The organism is Pseudomonas sp. 2995-3 (assembly GCF_002742565.1).
GTDB lineage: Bacteria > Pseudomonadota > Gammaproteobacteria > Pseudomonadales > Pseudomonadaceae > Aquipseudomonas > Aquipseudomonas edaphica.
Genome location: NZ_LJSB01000246.1, coordinates 1 through 20,803, shown reverse-complemented (window position 1 = coordinate 20,803; position 20,803 = coordinate 1). Strand labels below are relative to the sequence as shown.

Sequence of the window (20,803 nt, the reverse complement as noted above, 5' to 3'; positions counted from 1 at the left end):
TTCACGTGAACAAGTCGTTACTGGTTGGTGCGGTATTGGGTGCTGTCGGTGTGACTGCCGGGGGTGCTGTTGCCACCTACAGCCTGGTAAAAAGCGGCCCTGAGTATGCGCAAGTGCTGGCAGTGCAGCCGGTGAAAACCCAGATCAAAACCCCTCGTGAGGTCTGCAAGGACGTCACCGTGACCCGGCAGAAGCCGGTGCAGGATCAACACCAAATCGTCGGCACCGTGGTTGGCGCGCTGGCCGGTGGCTTGTTGGGCAACCAGGTCGGTGGCGGTAATGGCAAGAAGCTGGCTACTGTAGCCGGTGCTGTCGGTGGCGGTTACGCCGGTAACAAGGTGCAGGAAGGTATGCAGAACCGCGATACCTACACCACCACGCAGCAGCGTTGCAGCACGGTCAACGATATCAGTGACAAGGTTGTGGGTTATGACGTGCGCTACAACCTGGACGGTAAGGAAGGTTCGGTACGTATGGACCGTGATCCGGGCGGCCAGATTCCAGTGGATAAGGAAGGTCGTCTGATCCTGGGTCAGAACCAGCAATAAGGCTGACATCAATCCAAGTGTGGGAGCTGGCTTGCCTGCGATAGCGGTGGGTCAGTAACCCATTAGCTAGCTGGTAGACCGCTATCGCAGGCAAGCCAGCTCCTACATTGGATTGTGTTGGCTGCTGGGATAGCAAATCCCAGGCATAAAAAAAGCACCCCTCGGGGTGCTTTTTTGTGCTCGCTCGCTTAGCGCTTCAGCGAAGCCGGCAGGTGCGGCTGGATCGCCGTCAGTACTGCCTTGAAGCATTTGGTGTTGCCGGCGACCACATGGCCTTTCTCAAGGAAATCGTGACCACCGGTAAAGTCGCTCACCAGGCCACCAGCTTCCTGGATCAGCAGGGCGCCTGCAGCCATGTCCCATTCGGACAGGCCCGACTCCCAGAACGCATCAAAACGACCGGCGGCAACATACGCCAGGTCCAGGCTGGCAGCACCGGCGCGGCGGATGCCGGCGGTCTGGCCAACCAGGGCGCGGAACATGCCCAGGTAGTTTTCCAGGTTGTCCATCTGGTCGTCACGGAACGGGAAGCCAGTGCCCAGCAGGGCGCCGTCCAGGCTGGTACGGCCGCTGACGCGCAGGCGACGACCGTTCAGCTGGGCGCCACGGCCACGGCTGGCGGTGAATTCTTCCTGGCGAACCGGGTCGAGTACGACGGCGTGTTCCAGGCGGCCACGGTATTTGCAGGCAATGCTGACTGCAAAGTGTGGGATGCCGCGCAGGAAGTTGGTGGTGCCATCGAGTGGGTCGATGATCCACAGGTAGTCTTCGCCTTCGCCGCTGCCTTTGTGCAAGCCGGTTTCTTCACCGAGGATGCCGTGGGTAGGGTAGGCCTTGCGCAGCGCGTCGATGATTTTTTGCTCAGCGGCGCGATCCACCTCGGATACATAATCCTTGGCGTCTTTTTCGTCGACCTTGATGGTATCCAGGCGCTCGATGGAGCGGAAGATCAATTCACTGGCGCTGCGGGCGGCGCGCAGCGCGATATTCAGCATGGGCTGCATGGATGTGTCACCTAAGGTTGTTAAAGAAAGCCGGGCATTCTAGCAGAAACTTTCTTAAGGTGAAGGACGACGTTAGCTTTCATGGCATAACCTTAGGCTGTTCTGTAAGATTTGCTCCCCTTTCCTGTGTCCGAGAGCGCCTCCCTTGCTGCAAAACATCCGTGTCGTCCTCGTCAATACCAGTCATCCCGGCAACATCGGCGGGGGGGCGCGAGCCATGAAAAACATGGGGCTGACGCGCCTGGTGCTGGTCGAGCCGCGTGTGTTCCCGCACCACGAGGCCGATGCCCGTGCATCCGGCGCCAATGACATCCTTGAAAAAGCCCAGGTCGTCGCCACTTTGGAAGACGCTTTGGTCGGCTGCAACCTGGTGCTTGGCACCAGTGCTCGCGACCGTCGAATCCCCTGGCCACTGCTGGATCCGCGCGAATGCGGCACCAAGGTGGTGGAAGAGGCAGCAGGTGGCGCTGAAATCGCTTTGGTGTTTGGCCGTGAAGACTCCGGCCTGACCAATGAAGAGCTGCAGCGATGTCATTACCACGTGCACATCCCATCAGACCCTGAGTTCAGTTCGCTGAACCTCGGGGCAGCGGTGCAGGTGTTGAGTTACGAAGTGCGCATGGCCTGGCTGGCTGCAGAAGGCCAGCCGAGCAAGGTCGAGAAGGATGAGGTCGCATCGACCAAGAGTGGCGAGTTGGCCACCATGGACGAATTGGAGCGATTCTATGAGCACCTGGAGCAAACCCTGGTGGCCATCGAGTTTCTCGATCCGGAAAAACCACGGCACTTGATGGCACGCCTGCGTCGCTTGTACGGCCGTAGCTCGGTAAGCCGGGCAGAAATGAACATATTGCGTGGCATCCTCACGGAAACCCAGAAAGCGGCCCGTGGTGAGCTTCTTAAGCGGAAGGATTAAAAATGTTCGAGCGTTTGCGAGAAGATATCCAGAGTGTTTTCCACCGTGACCCGGCGGCGCGCAACGCCTTTGAAGTGCTGACCTGCTACCCAGGCATGCACGCGATCTGGATTCACCGCCTGTCCGCAGTCTTATGGGGCATGGGCTGGAAATGGCTGGCACGGCTGGTGTCGAACTTTGGGCGCTGGTTGACCGGAATCGAGATTCATCCAGGCGCCAAGGTGGGTCGTCGCTTCTTTATCGACCATGGCATGGGCATCGTGATTGGCGAAACCGCCGAAATCGGTGATGACGTGACGCTGTATCAGGGCGTGACCCTGGGTGGCACAACGTGGAATAAAGGCAAGCGCCACCCGACATTGGGCGATGGCGTAGTGGTGGGGGCGGGCGCCAAGGTGCTTGGCCCGTTCACTGTCGGCGCCGGTGCCAAGGTGGGCTCCAATGCGGTGGTGACCAAGGCGGTGCCGCCTGGCGCGACGGTGGTGGGTATTCCCGGCCGCATCATCGTCAAGCCGGAGCTCGGCGACGAGCAGGAAGCCAAGCGCAAAGCGATGGCTGAGAAGATCGGTTTCGATGCCTACGGTGTCAGCGAAGACATGCCCGACCCGGTGGCGCGTGCCATTGGCCAGTTGCTCGACCACCTGCAGGCCGTGGATGGCAAGCTGGACGGTATGTGCGGCGCATTGAAGGAGTTGGGCAGTAGCTACTGCGCAAAAGATCTGCCTGAGCTGCGCGAAGAAGACTTCGCCGAGATCAAGGTTGAAGCTGCCACCACCAAGGCTGGTTAAATCTTAAGCGCGATAAAACCTTCTGTGGGAGCTGGCTTGCCTGCGATAGCGGTCTGCCAGCTCATTTAGGGGGTGCTGACCCACCGCTATCGCAGGCAAGCCAGCTCCCACATTTGGCTTCCATTGGTCTTGAGATTGAGTCGTGGCCCGGTTCCCGCTGTTCGTCCCCACCCCACCCTGCTATTATTCGCGCGCCCTTTTTACGGGTAATCCTGACTAAAGTACTAGGTCTTATAGTTGACTTAAATACTCGGGAATCGCATACTTGCTCCCATTCTGAAACACCTTGGTACTTGTCCATGAGACTGACTACAAAAGGCCGATACGCGGTGACCGCCATGCTTGACCTGGCCTTGCACGCGCAAACTGGGCCGGTGTCCCTGGCCGATATCTCCGAGCGCCAAGGCATTTCCCTGTCCTACCTCGAGCAGCTGTTCGCCAAATTGCGCCGTAGCAACTTGGTTTCCAGCGTGCGTGGGCCGGGTGGCGGTTATCAATTGTCCCGCGATATGCAGGGCATTCAGGTAGCTCAGGTGATCGACGCGGTGAACGAATCCGTCGATGCCACCAAATGCCAGGGTTTGGGTGACTGCCATGCCGGCGACACCTGCCTGACCCACCACTTGTGGTGTGACTTGAGCCTGCAGATCCATGAGTTTTTGAGTGGTATCAGCTTGGCTGATCTTGTGACTCGCCGTGAGGTGCAAGAAGTAGCCCAGCGTCAGGACCAGCGCCGTTGCAACACCAAGGCGCCGCGTCTGGACAAGATTGAAGCGTCCGCCGTCGAGTGACAGCCGAAGAGCTAACGGCACGCCAGCCAGCCTGATTTAGGAGAAAGTCCATGAAATTGCCGATTTACCTTGATTACTCAGCGACCACCCCGGTTGATCCGCGTGTCGCGCAAAAGATGAGCGAATGCCTGCTGGTTGACGGAAACTTCGGTAACCCAGCCTCCCGTTCCCACGTATTCGGCTGGAAAGCCGAGGAAGCGGTCGAGAACGCTCGTCGCCAAGTCGCCGACCTGGTGGGCGCCGACCCACGGGAAATCGTCTGGACCTCCGGTGCTACCGAGTCCGACAACCTGGCAATCAAGGGCGCGGCGCATTTCTACGCGACCAAGGGCAAGCACCTGATCACCACCAAGATTGAGCACAAGGCTGTCCTCGACACCATGCGCCAACTGGAGCGTGAAGGTTTCGAGGTTACCTACCTTGAACCAACCACCGACGGTATCGTCACGCCGGCCATGATCGAAGCGGCCCTGCGTGAAGACACCATCCTGGTTTCCGTGATTCACGTGAACAACGAAATCGGCACCATCAACGACATCGCAGCCATTGGCGAGCTGACTCGCTCCAAAGGCATCCTGCTGCACGTCGACGCTGCTCAGTCCACCGGCAAGGTCGACATCGACCTGTCCAAGCTGAAAGTCGACCTGATGTCGTTCTCTGCCCACAAGACCTACGGCCCTAAAGGCATCGGCGCGCTGTACGTGAGCCGCAAGCCTCGCGTGCGCATCGAAGCGACCATGCACGGCGGCGGTCACGAGCGCGGCATGCGTTCCGGCACCCTGGCGACTCACCAGATCGTCGGCATGGGCGAAGCCTTCCGTGTAGCCAAAGAAGACATGGCTGCCGAAAACATCCGTATCAAGGCGCTGAGCGATCGCTTCTACAAGCAGGTCGAGAACCTTGAAGAGCTGTACATCAATGGCAGCATGACTGCCCGTGTACCGCACAACCTGAATTTGAGCTTCAACTACGTCGAAGGCGAGTCGCTGATCATGGCGCTCAAGGACCTGGCGGTTTCGTCCGGTTCGGCCTGCACCTCGGCTTCCCTTGAGCCTTCGTACGTTCTGCGCGCCCTGGGCCGCAACGACGAACTGGCACACAGCTCGATCCGCTTTACGTTCGGCCGTTTCACCACCGAAGAGCAAGTCGACTACGCCGCGCAGAAAGTCTGCGAAGCCGTCAACAAGCTGCGCGTTCTGTCGCCGCTGTGGGACATGTACAAAGACGGTGTCGATATCTCCAAGATCGAGTGGGCGGCACACTAACTATAGAAGCCGCCACCCAAGCTCTGTAAGAACGTGGCGGAAAACGCAGGCGTTTTTACAGGGTTCCAGAGCGGCCCTGATGAGTGAGGATTCAGTACCATGGCTTACAGCGAAAAGGTCATCGACCACTACGAAAACCCGCGCAACGTCGGCAAGATGAACGCGGAAGACCCTGATGTCGGCACCGGCATGGTCGGCGCTCCGGCGTGCGGCGATGTGATGCGCCTGCAGATCAAGGTCAACGACGCTGGCGTTATCGAAGACGCCAAGTTCAAGACTTACGGCTGCGGTTCCGCCATTGCCTCAAGCTCCCTCGCTACCGAGTGGATGAAAGGCAAGACCCTGGATGAGGCTGTCACCATCAGCAACACCCAGTTGGCCGAAGAACTGGCCCTGCCGCCAGTGAAAATTCACTGCTCGGTACTCGCCGAAGACGCCATCAAGGCGGCCGTTCGCGACTACAAGCAGAAGAAAGGCTTGATCTAAGCATTTGGCGACGAGTAAGGAGTCAACGATGGCTATCAGCATGACAGAAGCGGCTGCGCAGCACATTCGCCGCTCCCTGAATGGGCGCGGTAAAGGTGAGGGGATTCGTCTGGGTGTTCGCACCACGGGCTGTTCCGGCCTTGCCTACGTGCTGGAGTTTGTCGACGAGGTGGTTGAAGAGGACCAGGTGTTCGAAAGTCACGGCGAGAAAGTGATCATCGACCCTAAAAGCCTGACCTACCTGGACGGCACCGAACTCGATTTCGTCAAGGAAGGGTTGAACGAAGGCTTCAAGTTCAACAACCCCAACGTGCGCGGTGAATGTGGCTGCGGCGAAAGCTTCAACATCTGAGGCTATTCGTGGGTACTCCTTGTCATTTCGCTTTATTCGAGCTGCAGCCGAGCTTTCGGCTGGACCTTGAGCAGCTTGCCACGCGCTACCGAGAGTTGGCGCGTGGGGTGCATCCGGACCGCTTTGCTGACGCTTCCGAGCGTGAGCAGCGCCTGGCGCTGGAGCAATCGGCCAGCCTCAACGAAGCCTATCAGACGCTGAAAAACCCGCCCAAACGCGCGCGCTACCTGCTCGCGTTGAACGGTGGTGAGTTGCCGATCGAAGTGACGGTGCACGACCCGGACTTCCTGATGCAGCAGATGCAGTGGCGCGAAGAACTCGAAGACTTGCAGGACGAGGCTGATATAGCCGGTGTCGCGGTCTTCAAGCGTCGTCTGAAAACGGCCCAGGATGAGCTCAATGAAAGCTTCGCAGCCTGTTGGGATGATGCAGCGCAGCGTGAACAGGCCGAACGCCTGATGCGGCGCATGCAGTTCCTCGACAAGCTCACCTACGAAGTGCGCCAGCTAGAAGAGCGCCTCGACGATTAACCCAGTGCTGCCCGTGATGCACGCCTGATAGACAGATAAGACCTGATTACCATGGCCCTACTGCAAATCGCCGAACCCGGCCAAAGCCCTCAACCACACCAGCGTCGCCTGGCGGTCGGGATTGACCTGGGCACCACCAATTCCCTGGTTGCTGCCTTGCGCAGCGGCCTGTCCGAGCCGTTGCCCGACGCTAATGGCCAGGTGATCCTGCCCTCCGCTGTGCGTTATCACGCTGATCGCACTGAAGTCGGTGAGTCGGCCAAGCTGGCAGCGTCCAGTGACCCGTTGAATACCGTGCTGTCGGTTAAACGCTTGATGGGTCGCGGTCTGTCCGACGTCAAGCAATTGGGCGACCAGCTGCCGTACCGCTTTGTTGGCGGCGAATCCCATATGCCGTTCATCGACACCGTCCAAGGCCCGAAAAGCCCGGTTGAAGTGTCGGCCGATATCCTCAAGGTGCTGCGTCAGCGCGCAGAAAATACCTTGGGCGGCGAACTGGTCGGCGCAGTGATCACCGTTCCTGCCTATTTCGATGACGCACAGCGTCAAGCCACCAAGGACGCCGCGAAGCTTGCGGGCCTGAACGTGTTGCGCTTACTCAACGAGCCGACCGCAGCGGCGGTGGCCTATGGCCTGGATCAGCACGCTGAAGGCCTGGTGGCTATTTATGACCTGGGCGGTGGTACTTTTGATATTTCGATTCTGCGCCTGACCGGCGGTGTGTTTGAAGTACTGGCCACCGGGGGCGACAGCGCCTTGGGCGGCGATGACTTTGACCATGCCATTGCAGGCTGGATCATCACCAGCGCTGGCTTGTCGGCTGATCTGGACCCGGGCGCGCAGCGTAATCTGCTGCAAACTGCCTGTGCGGCCAAGGAAGCACTGACTGACGCTGATTCTGTTGAAGTTTCCTACGGTAACTGGTCGGCTCAACTGACTCGCGAAGCCTTTGATGCGCTGATCGAACCGATGGTCGCTCGCAGCCTCAAGGCGTGCCGTAGGGCTGTACGTGATTCCGGTATCGAGCTGGAAGACGTGGCCGCAGTGGTCATGGTCGGCGGTTCGACGCGCGTCCCACGCGTTCGCGAAGCGGTTGCCGAAGCTTTCGGTCGCCAGCCACTGACAGAAATCGACCCGGACCAAGTAGTCGCCATCGGCGCTGCTATCCAGGCCGACACGCTTGCCGGTAACAAGCGCGAGGGTGGCGAACTGCTGCTGCTCGACGTGATCCCGCTTTCTTTGGGGTTGGAAACCATGGGCGGCCTGATGGAGAAGGTGATTCCACGCAACACCACCATCCCCGTCGCACGCGCCCAGGATTTCACCACGTACAAAGATGGCCAGACGGCCATGATGATTCATGTGCTGCAAGGCGAGCGCGAACTGATCAGCGACTGCCGCTCCCTGGCGCGCTTTGAATTGCGCGGCATCCCGGCGATGGTGGCCGGTGCGGCGAAAATTCGCGTGACCTTTCAGGTCGACGCCGATGGCCTGCTCAGCGTAGCAGCGCGTGAATTGGCCTCGGGCGTTGAAGCCAGCATTCAGGTCAAGCCGTCCTACGGCCTCACCGACGGCGAAATCGCCAAGATGCTCAAGGATTCCTTCCAATATGCCGGTGACGACAAGGTCGCCCGCGTGCTGCGCGAGCAGCAAGTCGATGCCCAGCGCCTGCTCGAAGCTGTGCAGGGCGCCCTGGAAGCCGACGGCGAGCGTCTGCTGGATGCTGAAGAGCGCATGGTTATCGACCTGCAAATGCAGGAACTGGCCGAACTGATGAAAGGCAACGATGGTTACGCCATCGAGCAGCAGACCAAGCGCCTGTCGCAAGTGACTGATGCTTTTGCCGCCCGCCGCATGGATCAGACGGTGAAAGCCGCACTGGCCGGGCGCAACCTGAATGAAATCGAGGAATAATTAATGCCGCAGGTCATTTTTCTGCCACACGCCGAGCATTGCCCGGACGGTATGGTTGTGGAGGCTGAGACCGGCAAGTCCATCCTCGAGGTTGCCCATGACAACCACATCGAGATCGAAAGCGCCTGCGGCGGTGTCTGCGCCTGCACGACCTGCCACTGCGTGATTCGCGAAGGTTTCAACTCTCTCGAAGAAGCGGACGAGCTGGAAGAGGACTTTCTGGATCGCGCCTGGGGCCTTGAGGCGACTTCTCGCCTAAGCTGTCAGGCAAAGGTCGGCACGGAAGACATTACCGTCGAAATTCCGAAATATTCCCTCAACCATGCAGCCGAAGCGCCGCATTGATTCAAGGAAATGTCATGAGCCTGAAATGGGTTGATGTACAAGAAATCGCTATACAACTTGCTGAAGCTCATCCTGAGGTCAATCCTCTTACCGTGAACTTCGTCAAATTGCGCGACCTCGTAATGGCGCTGCCGGAATTCGACGACATTCCTGACCGGGGTGGCGAAAAGGTCCTGGAGGCGATTCAGGGTCTGTGGATCGAAGAAGCAGACGACTGAGCCGACTTTTTACGCAGTTAGGCAATACCTAATAACCCGCGTATAATTCGCGGGTTTAATTTTTCGTAAATTACCGTTTCTGGAGTTACACCATGGCTGTTCAACGTACTTTCTCCATCATCAAGCCTGACGCTGTTGCAAAAAACGTCATCGGCGAGATCACCACTCGTTTCGAAAAAGCCGGCCTGAAGGTTGTAGCTTCGAAACTCAAGCAACTGTCCAAAGCTGAAGCTGAAGGCTTCTACGCTGAGCACAGCGCTCGTGGCTTCTTCGGCGACCTGGTTGCCTTCATGATCTCCGGCCCTGTTGTTGTTCAGGTTCTGGAAGGCGAAAACGCTATCGCTCTGAACCGCGAGCTGATGGGCGCTACCAACCCTAAAGAAGCCGCTGCCGGCACTATCCGTGCTGACTTCGCTGAGTCCATCGACGCCAACGCTGTTCACGGTTCGGACTCCGAAGCCGCTGCTGCTCGCGAAATCTCGTACTTTTTCGCTGCTACTGAAGTAACCGCTCGCTAAGCATCGGCTTAAAGAGTGAGGGTGAATCCATGACTACATCGACTGTTAAAACCAACCTGCTGGGTCTGACTCAACAGGAAATGGAAAAATTCTTCGACTCAATCGGGGAGAAGCGTTTCCGTGCCGGTCAGGTAATGAAGTGGATTCACCACTTTGGTGTCGACGATTTCGACGCCATGACGAACGTCAGCAAGGCCCTGCGCGACAAGCTCAAGGCCATTGCTGAGGTCCGTGGTCCCGAGGTTGTCAGCGAGGACATCTCCACCGACGGCACCCGTAAGTGGGTGGTGCGCGTGGCGTCCGGCAGCTGCGTCGAGACCGTCTACATTCCCCAGGGCAAGCGCGGCACTTTGTGCGTTTCGTCCCAGGCAGGCTGTGCCCTGGACTGCAGTTTCTGCTCCACCGGCAAGCAAGGCTTCAATAGCAACCTCACCGCCGCCGAAGTCATCGGCCAGGTGTGGATTGCCAACAAATCCTTTGGCAGCGTCCCGGCAACCGTCGACCGTGCCATCACCAACGTGGTGATGATGGGCATGGGTGAGCCGCTGCTGAACTTCGACAACGTCGTTGCCGCCATGCATTTGATGATGGACGACCTCGGCTACGGCATCTCCAAGCGCCGTGTGACCCTGTCGACTTCCGGCGTGGTGCCGATGATCGATGAGCTGGCCAAGCACATCGACGTCTCCCTGGCGCTGTCGTTGCACGCACCGAATGACGCATTGCGTAACCAATTGGTGCCGATCAACAAGAAGTATCCGCTTAAGATGCTGCTCGAATCTTGCCAGCGTTACATGGCGACCCTGGGCGAAAAGCGTGTGTTGACCATTGAGTACACCATGCTCAAGGACATCAACGACAAAGTTGAGCACGCGGTCGAAATGATCGAACTGCTCAAGAACACCCCGTGCAAGATCAACCTGATTCCGTTTAACCCGTTTCCCCATTCTGGCTACGAGCGGCCGAGCAACAACGCCATCCGTCGTTTCCAGGATCAACTGCACCAGGCCGGATACAACGTTACTGTGCGCACCACCCGTGGTGAAGACATCGACGCCGCCTGTGGCCAACTGGTCGGGCAAGTGATGGATCGCACCCGCCGCAGTGAGCGTTATATCGCCGTGCGCGAACTTAACGCCGCCGAAGATTTGCCGCAAATTGCTGTGAATCGAATCTGAGAGAGGACCTCTATGCCCTTGCGCCTTGCGCTGCTGTTGCTTTTTACCGGTCTCGCGGCCGGTTGTGTTTCATCGGGCCATGACAGCCCCATGCAAACCGGCAAAGGCCGTGACGAGGCGCGAATTGCCTATGTGCAATTGGGCTTGGGTTATCTGCGCCAGGGCATGAGCGAACAGGCCAAGGTGCCGTTGAAAAAAGCCCTTGAGCTGGACGGCGACGACGCCGATGCCAATGCCGCACTGGCGCTGGTATTCCAGGCCCAGGCCGAGCCTGAACTGGCCGACGCGTATTTTCACAAGGCCCTGGCCGCACGTCCTGCCGACCCGCGGCTGCTGAACAACTACGGCAGTTTTCTGTTTGCGCAGCAACGTTACGACCAGGCGTCCCGCTATTTCCAGCAAGCCAGTACCGATACCCTTTATCCTGAGCGTTCGCGAGTATTCGAAAACCTTGGGGTGACCTCGATACGCCTTGGCCTGCGCGACAGCGGTCGTCAGCAACTGGAAAAAGCCCTGCACCTGAACAATCGCCAGCCACGGGCTTTACTCGAAATGGCTGAGTTGTCTTACGAAGACAGGCATTATGTGCCGGCACGTGACTTTTACGAGCGTTTTAGCCTGCTCAGCGGGCAAAATGCACGTAGTCTATTGCTCGGTGTGCGCCTGGCGACGGTTCATGAAGAACGCGACACGGCCGCACAGTTTGGCCAGCAACTCGAACGACTCTATCCCGGTACGCCGGAATATCAGCAATACCTGTCGGAGCAATGATGAAAGCGGCGCACCCGGAAGTTGTAGCAGCTAATCGCGTAAACCCAGGCGAGACCTTGCGTCAGGCCCGCGAAAGCAATGGTTGGTCGCTGGCAGAAGTGGCCCTCAAGCTCAATTTGACCGCCACATCCCTGGGCAACCTGGAAGCCGGCGCGTTCGACAAGCTGCCTGGGCATACTTTTGCCCGCGGCTATATCCGCGCCTATGCAAAGTTGCTGGGCATCGACCAGGCGGTACTGGTCCAGGAATTTGACCAGTTCACCGGCACCGATTCCCAGGGCAGCAATGTGCATGGCCTGGGCCGCATCGAGGAGCCGGTACGGGTTTCCCACACTATTTTGCGGATTGTCAGCCTGTTGCTGCTGATTGCCGTGGTGGGTGGCGGTTTCGTCTGGTGGCAAGACCAGGCCTCCCAACGCACCAAAGACCTTACCAGCAACGCCATGGAGCACGTCGAAGTCGAAAGCGCCGACGGCACCACCCAGATTCACCCGCTGGATGAGCCGGAAGACCAGGCGGTTGCCCAAGGGCAGGCCGCCTCGGAAGCGCCGGCTACCACCGAGCAACCGACTCCGGAAGCGGGCACTGCACCTGCAGCCACCGCTGCTGTGCCGGCTCCAACCGTACCGGCTGCCCCGGTTGCCCAGGCGCATACGCCAGCTGCTCCGGCTGCTCCGGCGCAGGCCCCGGCGACTAACGCACCAGTGGCCCCGGCCCCGGCCGCGATTTCGCCTCCCACCACCCCGGCATTGATCGCCGGCGACGGGCATATCCAGATTACCTTCATCGCTGACTGCTGGACGCAAGTCACCGATGGCAATGGCAAAGTGCTGTTTAGCGGTCTGAAGCGTAAGGGAGATACGCTTGACCAAGGCGGCAAGCCTCCTTTGACGCTGCGTCTGGGCTTTGCCCGTGGCGCGCAAGTGGCCTACAACGGCCAGCCTGTGGACGTGGCGCCGTTCACCAGTGGCGAGACTGCTCGCCTCAAGTTGGGACAATAGTCATGCACGGCGAATCTCCAATCAAACGTCGCGTATCGCGCAAGATCTGGGTCGGCTCCGTACCGGTAGGTGGCGATGCCCCTATCGCAGTGCAGAGCATGACCAACAGCGACACCAATGATGTTGCCGCCACAGTCGCCCAGATCAACCGTCTGGAAGCCGCCGGTGTGGACATCGTGCGCGTATCCGTACCGGACATGGACGCTGCCGAGGCCTTTGGCCGCATCAAGCAACTGGTCAAGGTTCCGCTGGTCGCCGACATTCACTTCGACTACAAAATCGCTCTGCGTGTGGCCGAGCTGGGTGTGGACTGCCTGCGCATCAACCCGGGCAACATCGGTCGCGAAGACCGTGTGCGCGCCGTGGTGGACGCGGCACGTGACCGTGGCATTCCCATCCGTATCGGCGTCAACGCCGGTTCGCTGGAAAAAGACCTGCAGAAAAAGTACGGCGAACCAACCCCAGCCGCGCTGGTTGAGTCGGCATTGCGCCACGTCGAGCACCTTGAACGCCTGAATTTCCAGGACTTCAAGGTCAGCGTAAAGGCCTCCGACGTGTTCATGGCGGTAGAAGCCTACCGCCTGTTGGCCAAGGAAATCGTGCAGCCGCTGCACCTGGGTATCACTGAAGCGGGCGGTTTGCGCTCAGGCACAGTGAAATCTGCGGTGGGTCTCGGTATGCTGCTCGCCGAAGGGATTGGCGATACTATCCGCATCTCCCTGGCGGCAGACCCCGTAGAGGAAGTGAAAGTCGGCTACGACATTCTCAAATCCCTGCGTTTGCGTTCCCGTGGCATCAACTTCATTGCCTGCCCGAGCTGCTCGCGGCAGAACTTCGACGTGGTGAAAACCATGAACGACCTGGAGCTGCGCCTCGAAGACCTGCTGGTGCCGCTGGATGTGGCGGTGATCGGGTGTGTGGTCAATGGGCCGGGTGAAGCCAAGGAAGCCCATGTGGGCCTGACTGGCGGTACACCGAACCTGATTTACATCGACGGCAAGCCGTCGCAGAAACTGACGAATGAGAATCTCGTGGATCATCTGGAAAAGCTGATCCGCGAGAAAGCAGCTGAAAAGGTTGCGGCTGACGCAGCGCTGATCGCGCGCGGCTAAGAACGAATTTAAGGATTAGATGTGAGCAAGTCTCTGCAAGCCATTCGTGGCATGAACGACATCCTGCCGGAGCAGACGCCACTGTGGCGCTACTTCGAGAGCACGGTCGCGCGCCTGTTGGATAACTACGGTTACAAACAGATCCGCATGCCGATCGTCGAGTTCACCGAGCTGTTCAAGCGCTCCATCGGTGAAGTGACCGACATCGTCGAAAAAGAGATGTACACCTTTGAAGATCGCAACGGTGACTCCCTGACCCTGCGTCCGGAAGGTACAGCCGCCTGCGTGCGTGCCGTGCTCGAGCATGGCCTCACCGGTGGTGGCCAGCCGCAGAAGTTGTGGTACATCGGCCCGATGTTCCGCCACGAGCGCCCGCAGAAAGGCCGTTATCGCCAGTTCCACCAGATCGGCCTCGAGGTGTTCAACCTCGATGGTCCGGACATCGACGCCGAGCTGATCGTGCTGACCTGGCGCCTGTGGGGCCTGCTCGGCATCCGCGACGCGGTCAAGCTTGAGCTCAACAGCCTGGGCACCAGCGAATCCCGGGGTCGCTATCGCGTTGCCCTGGTCGAGTATCTGTCTGCTCACTTGGACAAATTGGATGAAGACAGCCAGCGCCGTCTGAAAACCAACCCGTTGCGCGTCCTCGATACCAAGAACGCCGACACCCAAGCCGTACTGGTCGACGCGCCGAAAATGGCCGACTACCTGGACGACGAATCCCGCGTGCACTTCGAGGGCCTCAAGGCTCGCTTGGATGCGGCCGGTATTCCCTACGTCATCAACCCTAAACTGGTGCGTGGCCTCGATTACTACAGCAAGACCGTGTTCGAGTGGGTCACCGACAAACTCGGCGCCCAGGGCACCGTGTGTGCCGGTGGTCGCTACGACGGCCTGGTTGAGCAAATGGGCGGCAAGCCGACCACCGGCGTAGGTTTCGCCATGGGCATCGAGCGGCTGATCCTGCTGCTGGAAACCCTGGAGCAGGTCCCGGAAGAAATCTCCCGTCAGGTGGACGTGTACCTATGCGCCTTTGGCGAGGCCGCCGAACTGGCAGCCCTGGCCCTGAGCGAAAAAGTGCGTGACCAACTGCCGAACCTGCGCCTGCAGATCAATGCCGGCGCCGGCAGCTTCAAGAGCCAGTTCAAGAAGGCCGACAAGAGCGGCGCGCTGTATGCGCTGATCCTCGGCGATGACGAACTGGCCCAGCAAGTGATAGGTTTCAAACCCCTGCGTGGCCAGGGCGAGCAACAGAACATTGCCTTTGATGCGCTCGCCGCGCACTTGGCCACCTGCGTCGTGCAGGGTTGAAGCTGTCGAACAGCCGAATTTAGCGATTAAGGAGTATTGGGGTGTCGAGTACTGATGATGAGCAACTGGCCGAGTTCAAGGACTGGTGGCAGCGTAACGGCAAGCCCCTGGTTACTGGCGGTCTGCTGGCTTTAGTGGTGGTGTTCGGCTGGCAAGCCTGGCACAAGTATCAGGCCAACCAGTCCCAAGGCGCCTCGATCCTCTATCAGCAATTGCTGGAAACCACGCTGACGCCGGACGGCAAGCCAGATCCAGCCCAAGTGGCGGACCTTGCCGGCAAGCTGAAAAACGAATTTGGCGGTAGCACCTACGCCCAGTACGGCAGCCTGTTCGTCGCGAAAGTTGCGGTCGACACCGGCAAGCTGGATGACGCAGCCACCGAGCTGAAGGCCATCGCCGACAAACCGACCAACCCGACCCTGGGTGAAATCGCACGTCAGCGCCTGGCGCAGGTATTGGCGGCACAGAACAAGGCTGACGAAGCACTCAAACTGCTCGACGGCGATGCTGACAAGGCATTTGTGGCCACTCGTGAAGAGCTCAAGGGCGACCTGTTGGTCCAATTGGGTCGTACCGACGAAGCCCATGCTGCGTACCAAAAAGCCAAGGCGGCGCTGTCTGATGAAGCAGCGGTCGGTGGCTTACAAATCAAGCTGGACGACTTGGCCAAAGGGGATGCGTGACGTGATCCGTTGGAAACATGCAGCATTGCTGGCTCTGGCCGTTCTGGCCGCGGGTTGCAGCAGCAACAGTAAAAAAGAACTGCCTCCTGCCGAGCTGACCAGCTTCAAGGAAGAAGTGGTCCTGCAAAAGCAGTGGAGCCGCTCCGTCGGTGACGGCCAGGGCGACCTGTACAACTTGTTGCAGCCGGCAATCGACGGCGACAACATCGTGGCCACTGACTCCACTGGCGTTGTCATGGCCATGGATCGTATGAATGGCGACGTGAAGTGGAAGAAAGACCTCGAGCTGCCGGTTTCCGGTGGTGTGGGCGTCGGCTACGGCATGGTGCTGATCGGTACGCTTAAAGGCGACGTGGTGGCTCTGGACTCGGCAACGGGTGAAGAGAAATGGCGCGCTCGGGTGACCAGTGAAGTGCTCGCAGCACCGGCGACCAACGGCGACGTTGTCGTGGTGCAGACCCAGGATGACCGTGTGATCGGCCTGGATGCCGCCACCGGTAACCAGCGCTGGTTGTATGACAGCACCCCGGCGGTGTTGACCCTGCGCGGTACCAGTGGTCCGATTGTGACGAACAACCTGGCCGTTGCTGGCCTGTCGACCGGTAAAGTGGTCGCCCTGGATACTCAGAACGGCGTGCCGGCCTGGGAAACCCGTGTGGCCATCCCGCAAGGTCGCTCCGAGCTGGACCGCGTAGTGGACATCGACGGCGGCCTGCTGCTGTCGGGTGAAACCATTTACGTGGCCACTTACCAGGGCCGTGTTGCGGCGCTGGACCTGCAAAGCGGCCGCATCAACTGGCAGCGTGATGCTTCCAGCTACGCCGGTGTCGCCCAAGGGTTCGGCAGCGTCTACGTAAGCCTCGCTTCCGGCACCGTTGAAAGTGTCGACGAGCGTTCCACCACTGCGCTGTGGAGCAACGACTCCCTGGCTCGCCGTCAACTGTCGGCACCGGAAGTGTTCTCCAGCTACGTAGCGGTAGGTGACTTCGAAGGTTACCTGCACCTGCTGAGCCAGGTAGACGGTCGTTTTGTCGGCCGCGAGCGTATCGACAGCGACGGTCTGCGTGCGCGTCCGCTGGTTGTGGGTAACATGCTTTACGTGTTTGGCAACAGCGGCAAGCTGGAAGCCCTGACCATCAAGTAAGCAACTATGCTTGGGGTAAAACCCAGGCGGCCCCGCTTCGGCGGGGCATGCGGCATTTGACTATGCTGCCCCGAGCACCAGCCGCTGCCTTGCAGCGGCTTTTGTATTTTCTGAAATAACGAAGTGGAGAGCCGCATGGTTCCCGTAATCGCCCTGGTGGGCCGACCTAACGTCGGCAAGTCCACCTTGTTCAACCGCCTGACCAGGACTCGTGACGCCATCGTTGGCGACTTGTCCGGTCTGACCCGTGATCGCCAATACGGTGAGGCAAAGTGGCAAGGGCGCTCCTACATTATTGTCGACACCGGTGGTATCTCCGGTGACGAGCATGGCATGGACGAAAAGATGGCCGAGCAGTCGCTGCTCGCTATCGAAGAAGCCGATGTCGTGTTGTTCCTGGTGGACGCCCGTGCGGGCTACACCGCTGCCGACCAAATGATTGGCGAGCACCTGCGCAAGCGCAACAAGCGTTCCTATCTGGTCGCCAACAAGATCGATAACATCGATCCTGAAGCGGCCCGTGCCGAATTCAGCCCGATGGGCCTGGGCGATGCGATCCCGGTCGCCGGTGCCCACGGTCGCGGCATCACCCAGATGCTGGAAATCGCCCTGCGCGACTTCCCCAAGGATGACGCTGAGGAAGAAGAGGGCGAGGAAGAGATCGTTGCCGAAGGTGAGGAAGCCAAGCGCATTCCTGGCCCGAGCGAAAAAGACGGTATCAAGATCGCCATCATCGGCCGTCCGAACGTCGGCAAGTCGACCCTGGTTAACCGCATGCTCGGTGAAGACCGGGTCATCGTGTATGACCAGCCGGGTACTACCCGCGACAGTATCTACATCCCGTTTGAACGTAACGACGAGAAGTACACGCTGATCGACACCGCCGGTGTGCGCAAGCGCGGCAAGATCCACGAGGAAGTTGAAAAGTTCTCGGTGGTCAAAACCCTGCAGGCGATCAAAGACGCCAACGTGGTGATCTTCGTGATGGACGCCCGCGAAGGCGTGGTGGACCACGACCTCAACTTGCTGGGCTTTGCTCTGGAAGCCGGTCGTGCCCTCGTAATCGCGATCAACAAGTGGGACGGCATGACGCCGAGCGAGCGCGATTTCGTCAAGATCGAGCTGCAACGTCGGCTGTTCTTCGTCGAGTTCGCCGATATCCACTTTATCTCGGCACTGCACGGCACCGGCGTGGGCAACCTCTACGCGTCCGTGCAGAACTCGTTCAAGTCTGCGGTTACTCGCTGGCCGACCAACCGCCTGACCCAGATCCTGGAAGATGCGGTCGGTGAGCACGCGCCACCGATGGTCAACAACCGTCGGATCAAACTGCGTTACGCCCACTTGGGTGGTGCCAACCCGCCGATTATCGTGATCCACGGTAACCAGATCGAGAAGGTGCCCAAGTCCTACGTGCGTTACCTGGAAAACACCTACCGCCGTGTCTTGAAACTGGTCGGTACGCCGATCCGTATCGAGTTCAAGGGTGGCGAGAACCCATACGAAGGCAACAAGAACACACTGACTGACCGTCAGGTGAACAAGAAGCGTCGTTTGATGACTCACCACAAGAAGGCCGACAAGAAGCGCCGCGACAAGAAATAAGCGCCGCTTTGAGTTGTGAGCGACACGCTGCAAAAAGGGCTCCTTTGGAGCCCTTTTTTGTGCGCGGTGGTTTGTGCCTTGACCCGATGCTTAGGGCAGCTTAAAACTTGGGGCTCACCTGCAGGGGCCTCCGATGATCACCAGCAAGCTGCCGAATGTCGGCACCACCATTTTTACTACAATGTCGCAATTGGCTGCCGAAACCGGCGCGCTTAACCTGTCCCAGGGCTTTCCCGATTTTAATGGCCCTCAAGGGTTGCTCGATGCCGTGGGCAAGCATATCGCCCTCGGCCATAACCAATATGCACCGATGACCGGCCTGCCCGTGTTGCGCCAACAAGTGGCGGCCAAGATCGCCCGCAGTTATGGCGCCACAGTGGATGTCGACAGCGAAGTGACCATCACCCCAGGCGCGACCGAGGCGATCTTTTGCGCGATCCAGGCGGTCATCCGCAACGGCGATGAAGTCATCGTGTTCGACCCCAGCTACGACAGCTACGAGCCGTCGGTCGAGCTGGCCGGTGGCCGTTGCGTGCATGTGCAATTGAGCCTGCAAGGCTTCGCGCTCGACTTTGACAAGATCAAGGCTGCGCTCTCACCGCGCACGCGCATGATCATCCTCAACTCGCCGCACAACCCCACCGGCGCGTTGATCAGCCGGGCCGAGCTGGACCAGTTGGCCGAGCTGATCCGCGACCGCGATATCTACCTGATCAGCGATGAGGTCTACGAACACCTGGTGTTCGACGGCGTGCCCCATGTCAGCGTGCTGGCCCACGAAGAGTTGTATCAGCGGGCGTTTGTGGTCAGCTCCTTCGGCAAGACCTACCACGTCACTGGCTGGAAAACCGGCTACGTGGTCGCACCCCCGGCCCTGACCGCCGAGCTGCGCAAGGTGCATCAATATGTCAACTTTTGCGGCGTGACCCCTTTGCAGTACGCTTTGGCTGACTTCATGGCCGAACACCCGGAACACGTCGAGCAATTGCCGGCCTTTTATCAAGCCAAGCGCGACCTGTTCTGCGACCTGCTGGCGCCGTCGCGTTTCAGCTTTACGCGGGTGGCCGGCACTTACTTCCAACTGGTGGATTACTCGCAGATTCGCCCCGACCTGGATGACGTCGCCATGTCACTGTGGATGACCCGCGAACACGGCGTGGCGACCATCCCCGTCTCGGTGTTCTATCAGAGCCCGCCGCAAGGCCAGCGCCTGGTGCGCCTGTGCTTTGCCAAACGCGAGGAGACGCTGCAACACGCGGCGGAGAAACTATGCGTGATTTGACTGCATTGCCCGACCTGAATATCGCCTTGGTCCAGACCAGCCTGGTATGGCATGACCGTCAGGCCAACCTCGAACATTTCGAACTGTTGCTGGAGCAGGCCAAAGGCGCCGACCTGATTGTACTGCCGGAGATGTTCACCACCGGTTTCTCCATGGAGTCGCAAACCCTTGCCGAGCCGCAACATGGCCCGACTCATCATTGGCTGCAAGCCCAGGCGGCGAAGTACAACGCGGTGATCACCGGCAGCGTGATCATCCAGGCAGCCGACGGCAGCCACCGTAACCGTCTGCTATGGGCACGCCCGGACGGGGAAGTGTTGCACTATGACAAGCGTCACCTGTTCCGTATGGCTGGCGAGCACGACCATTACACGCCCGGCGAGCGCCAGGTACAGTTCGAGTTGAAGGGGTGGCGTATACGCCCGTTGATTTGCTACGACCTGCGCTTCCCGGTGTGGAGCCGTGATGCCCAGGACACTGACCTGCTGCTGTACACCGCGAACTGGCCGGGTGCGCGCCGTCAGCACTGGAACCGCTTGCTGCCGGCGCGTGCTATCGAGAACCTGTGTTACGTGGCGGCAGTCAATCGGGTGGGTACCGATGGCAAGGGCTTTGCCTACACCGGGGACAGCCAGGTGCTGGACTTCCAGGGTGAGACCTTGCTGAGTGCGGGGGAGGCGGACGGGGTGTTTCAGGTGTGCCTGAATGCGGCAGAGCTGGCGATGTATCGCGAAAAATTTCCAGCGAATCTGGATGCCGATAGGTTTCAGTTTGTCTGACAGACCGCTATCGCGGGCAAGCCCGCTCCCACAGGTGAATGCATTCCAAATGTGGGAGCCGGGCTTGCCCGCGATGGGGCCCTACAGATCGTTCCCACGCTCCGCGTGGGAATGCAGCCCCGGACGCTCTGCGTCCGCTTTCAGAGTTGTGACGCAGAGCGTCACCGCAGGCATTCCCACGCAGAGCGTCACTAGTGTCCGGTAAACATGTTTCATAGCTGAAGGCTGCCTTGGGCAGCCTTCAGCTTTTCTCGCTCCTGCC

Annotated in this window: 23 protein-coding genes; 22 read left to right on the top strand and 1 reads right to left on the bottom strand. The window is 59.4% G+C overall.

What is annotated here, in order from left to right:
• Positions 1 to 5: 5 nt before the first annotated feature.
• A complete protein-coding gene (locus AOA62_RS25235; RefSeq protein WP_017135941.1) occupies positions 6 to 548 on the top strand; it encodes a glycine zipper 2TM domain-containing protein in 543 nt (180 codons plus the stop codon).
• 188 nt (positions 549 to 736) lie between these two features.
• Here the strand turns inward: AOA62_RS25235 and suhB are convergent, their stop codons facing one another.
• Complete coding sequence (gene suhB / locus AOA62_RS25230; RefSeq protein ID WP_003175971.1) at positions 737 to 1,552, bottom strand: inositol-phosphate phosphatase; 816 nt, start codon at positions 1,550 to 1,552, stop codon at positions 737 to 739.
• 145 nt (positions 1,553 to 1,697) lie between these two features.
• Between suhB and trmJ the strand changes: the two genes are divergently transcribed.
• The 21 genes from trmJ to AOA62_RS25125 all read left to right on the top strand — a co-directional run bounded on the left by trmJ (position 1,698) and on the right by AOA62_RS25125 (position 20,541).
• Entirely contained in the window at positions 1,698 to 2,468 is a 771-nt protein-coding gene (trmJ, locus tag AOA62_RS25225; protein ID WP_099489545.1) for a tRNA (cytosine(32)/uridine(32)-2'-O)-methyltransferase TrmJ, read from the top strand.
• Positions 2,469 to 2,470: 2 nt separating this feature from the next.
• The gene (gene cysE, locus AOA62_RS25220; RefSeq protein ID WP_017135943.1) at positions 2,471 to 3,256 is read left to right on the top strand and encodes a serine O-acetyltransferase; all 786 of its coding nucleotides are present in this window, start codon (positions 2,471 to 2,473) and stop codon (positions 3,254 to 3,256) included.
• A 299-nt stretch (positions 3,257 to 3,555) separates the two neighbouring features.
• A complete protein-coding gene (gene iscR / locus AOA62_RS25215; protein ID WP_003194020.1) occupies positions 3,556 to 4,047 on the top strand; it encodes a Fe-S cluster assembly transcriptional regulator IscR in 492 nt (163 codons plus the stop codon).
• 50 nt (positions 4,048 to 4,097) lie between these two features.
• Positions 4,098 to 5,312, top strand: a complete 1,215-nt coding sequence (locus tag AOA62_RS25210) for an IscS subfamily cysteine desulfurase (protein ID WP_017135944.1) — start codon at positions 4,098 to 4,100, stop codon at positions 5,310 to 5,312.
• Positions 5,313 to 5,411: 99 nt separating this feature from the next.
• Complete coding sequence (gene iscU, locus AOA62_RS25205; protein ID WP_003175965.1) at positions 5,412 to 5,798, top strand: Fe-S cluster assembly scaffold IscU; 387 nt, start codon at positions 5,412 to 5,414, stop codon at positions 5,796 to 5,798.
• A gap of 28 nt (positions 5,799 to 5,826) precedes the next feature.
• Positions 5,827 to 6,150, top strand: coding sequence for an iron-sulfur cluster assembly protein IscA (iscA, locus tag AOA62_RS25200; RefSeq protein ID WP_003209680.1), 324 nt, complete (start codon positions 5,827 to 5,829; stop codon positions 6,148 to 6,150).
• An 8-nt stretch (positions 6,151 to 6,158) separates the two neighbouring features.
• Positions 6,159 to 6,680 (top strand): co-chaperone HscB, encoded by a 522-nt coding sequence (hscB, locus tag AOA62_RS25195; protein ID WP_017135945.1) that lies wholly within the window; start codon positions 6,159 to 6,161, stop codon positions 6,678 to 6,680.
• A gap of 51 nt (positions 6,681 to 6,731) precedes the next feature.
• A complete protein-coding gene (gene hscA / locus AOA62_RS25190; RefSeq protein ID WP_099550106.1) occupies positions 6,732 to 8,594 on the top strand; it encodes a Fe-S protein assembly chaperone HscA in 1,863 nt (620 codons plus the stop codon).
• A gap of 3 nt (positions 8,595 to 8,597) precedes the next feature.
• Positions 8,598 to 8,939 (top strand): ISC system 2Fe-2S type ferredoxin, encoded by a 342-nt coding sequence (gene fdx, locus AOA62_RS25185; RefSeq protein WP_015885743.1) that lies wholly within the window; start codon positions 8,598 to 8,600, stop codon positions 8,937 to 8,939.
• 14 nt (positions 8,940 to 8,953) lie between these two features.
• The gene (iscX, locus tag AOA62_RS25180; protein WP_017135947.1) at positions 8,954 to 9,157 is read left to right on the top strand and encodes a Fe-S cluster assembly protein IscX; all 204 of its coding nucleotides are present in this window, start codon (positions 8,954 to 8,956) and stop codon (positions 9,155 to 9,157) included.
• Positions 9,158 to 9,249: 92 nt separating this feature from the next.
• A complete protein-coding gene (gene ndk / locus AOA62_RS25175) occupies positions 9,250 to 9,675 on the top strand; it encodes a nucleoside-diphosphate kinase (protein WP_003175956.1) in 426 nt (141 codons plus the stop codon).
• A 29-nt stretch (positions 9,676 to 9,704) separates the two neighbouring features.
• Positions 9,705 to 10,853: a 23S rRNA (adenine(2503)-C(2))-methyltransferase RlmN gene (gene rlmN, locus AOA62_RS25170; protein ID WP_017135948.1), complete on the top strand. Its 1,149-nt coding sequence runs from the start codon at positions 9,705 to 9,707 to the stop codon at positions 10,851 to 10,853.
• 12 nt (positions 10,854 to 10,865) lie between these two features.
• Positions 10,866 to 11,624, top strand: coding sequence for a type IV pilus biogenesis/stability protein PilW (pilW, locus tag AOA62_RS25165; RefSeq protein ID WP_017135949.1), 759 nt, complete (start codon positions 10,866 to 10,868; stop codon positions 11,622 to 11,624).
• Positions 11,624 to 12,625: a RodZ family helix-turn-helix domain-containing protein gene (locus tag AOA62_RS25160; RefSeq protein ID WP_099550105.1), complete on the top strand. Its 1,002-nt coding sequence runs from the start codon at positions 11,624 to 11,626 to the stop codon at positions 12,623 to 12,625. The genes pilW and AOA62_RS25160 overlap by 1 nt, the downstream gene beginning before the upstream one ends.
• Positions 12,626 to 12,627: 2 nt before the next feature.
• Positions 12,628 to 13,737 (top strand): flavodoxin-dependent (E)-4-hydroxy-3-methylbut-2-enyl-diphosphate synthase, encoded by a 1,110-nt coding sequence (gene ispG / locus AOA62_RS25155; RefSeq protein WP_056858733.1) that lies wholly within the window; start codon positions 12,628 to 12,630, stop codon positions 13,735 to 13,737.
• Between the two features lie 21 nt (positions 13,738 to 13,758).
• The gene (gene hisS / locus AOA62_RS25150; protein ID WP_017135952.1) at positions 13,759 to 15,048 is read left to right on the top strand and encodes a histidine--tRNA ligase; all 1,290 of its coding nucleotides are present in this window, start codon (positions 13,759 to 13,761) and stop codon (positions 15,046 to 15,048) included.
• Between the two features lie 41 nt (positions 15,049 to 15,089).
• A complete protein-coding gene (locus AOA62_RS25145; protein WP_017135953.1) occupies positions 15,090 to 15,731 on the top strand; it encodes a tetratricopeptide repeat protein in 642 nt (213 codons plus the stop codon).
• Positions 15,724 to 16,875, top strand: a complete 1,152-nt coding sequence (bamB, locus tag AOA62_RS25140) for an outer membrane protein assembly factor BamB (protein ID WP_017135954.1) — start codon at positions 15,724 to 15,726, stop codon at positions 16,873 to 16,875. Before AOA62_RS25145 ends, bamB begins: the two co-directional genes overlap by 8 nt.
• A 135-nt stretch (positions 16,876 to 17,010) precedes the next feature.
• Entirely contained in the window at positions 17,011 to 18,480 is a 1,470-nt protein-coding gene (der, locus tag AOA62_RS25135) for a ribosome biogenesis GTPase Der (protein ID WP_053135513.1), read from the top strand.
• Positions 18,481 to 18,613: 133 nt separating this feature from the next.
• Entirely contained in the window at positions 18,614 to 19,762 is a 1,149-nt protein-coding gene (locus AOA62_RS25130) for a pyridoxal phosphate-dependent aminotransferase (protein ID WP_099550104.1), read from the top strand.
• Complete coding sequence (locus AOA62_RS25125) at positions 19,750 to 20,541, top strand: amidohydrolase (protein ID WP_099550103.1); 792 nt, start codon at positions 19,750 to 19,752, stop codon at positions 20,539 to 20,541. Before AOA62_RS25130 ends, AOA62_RS25125 begins: the two co-directional genes overlap by 13 nt.
• The last annotated feature ends 262 nt before the right edge of the window (positions 20,542 to 20,803 follow it).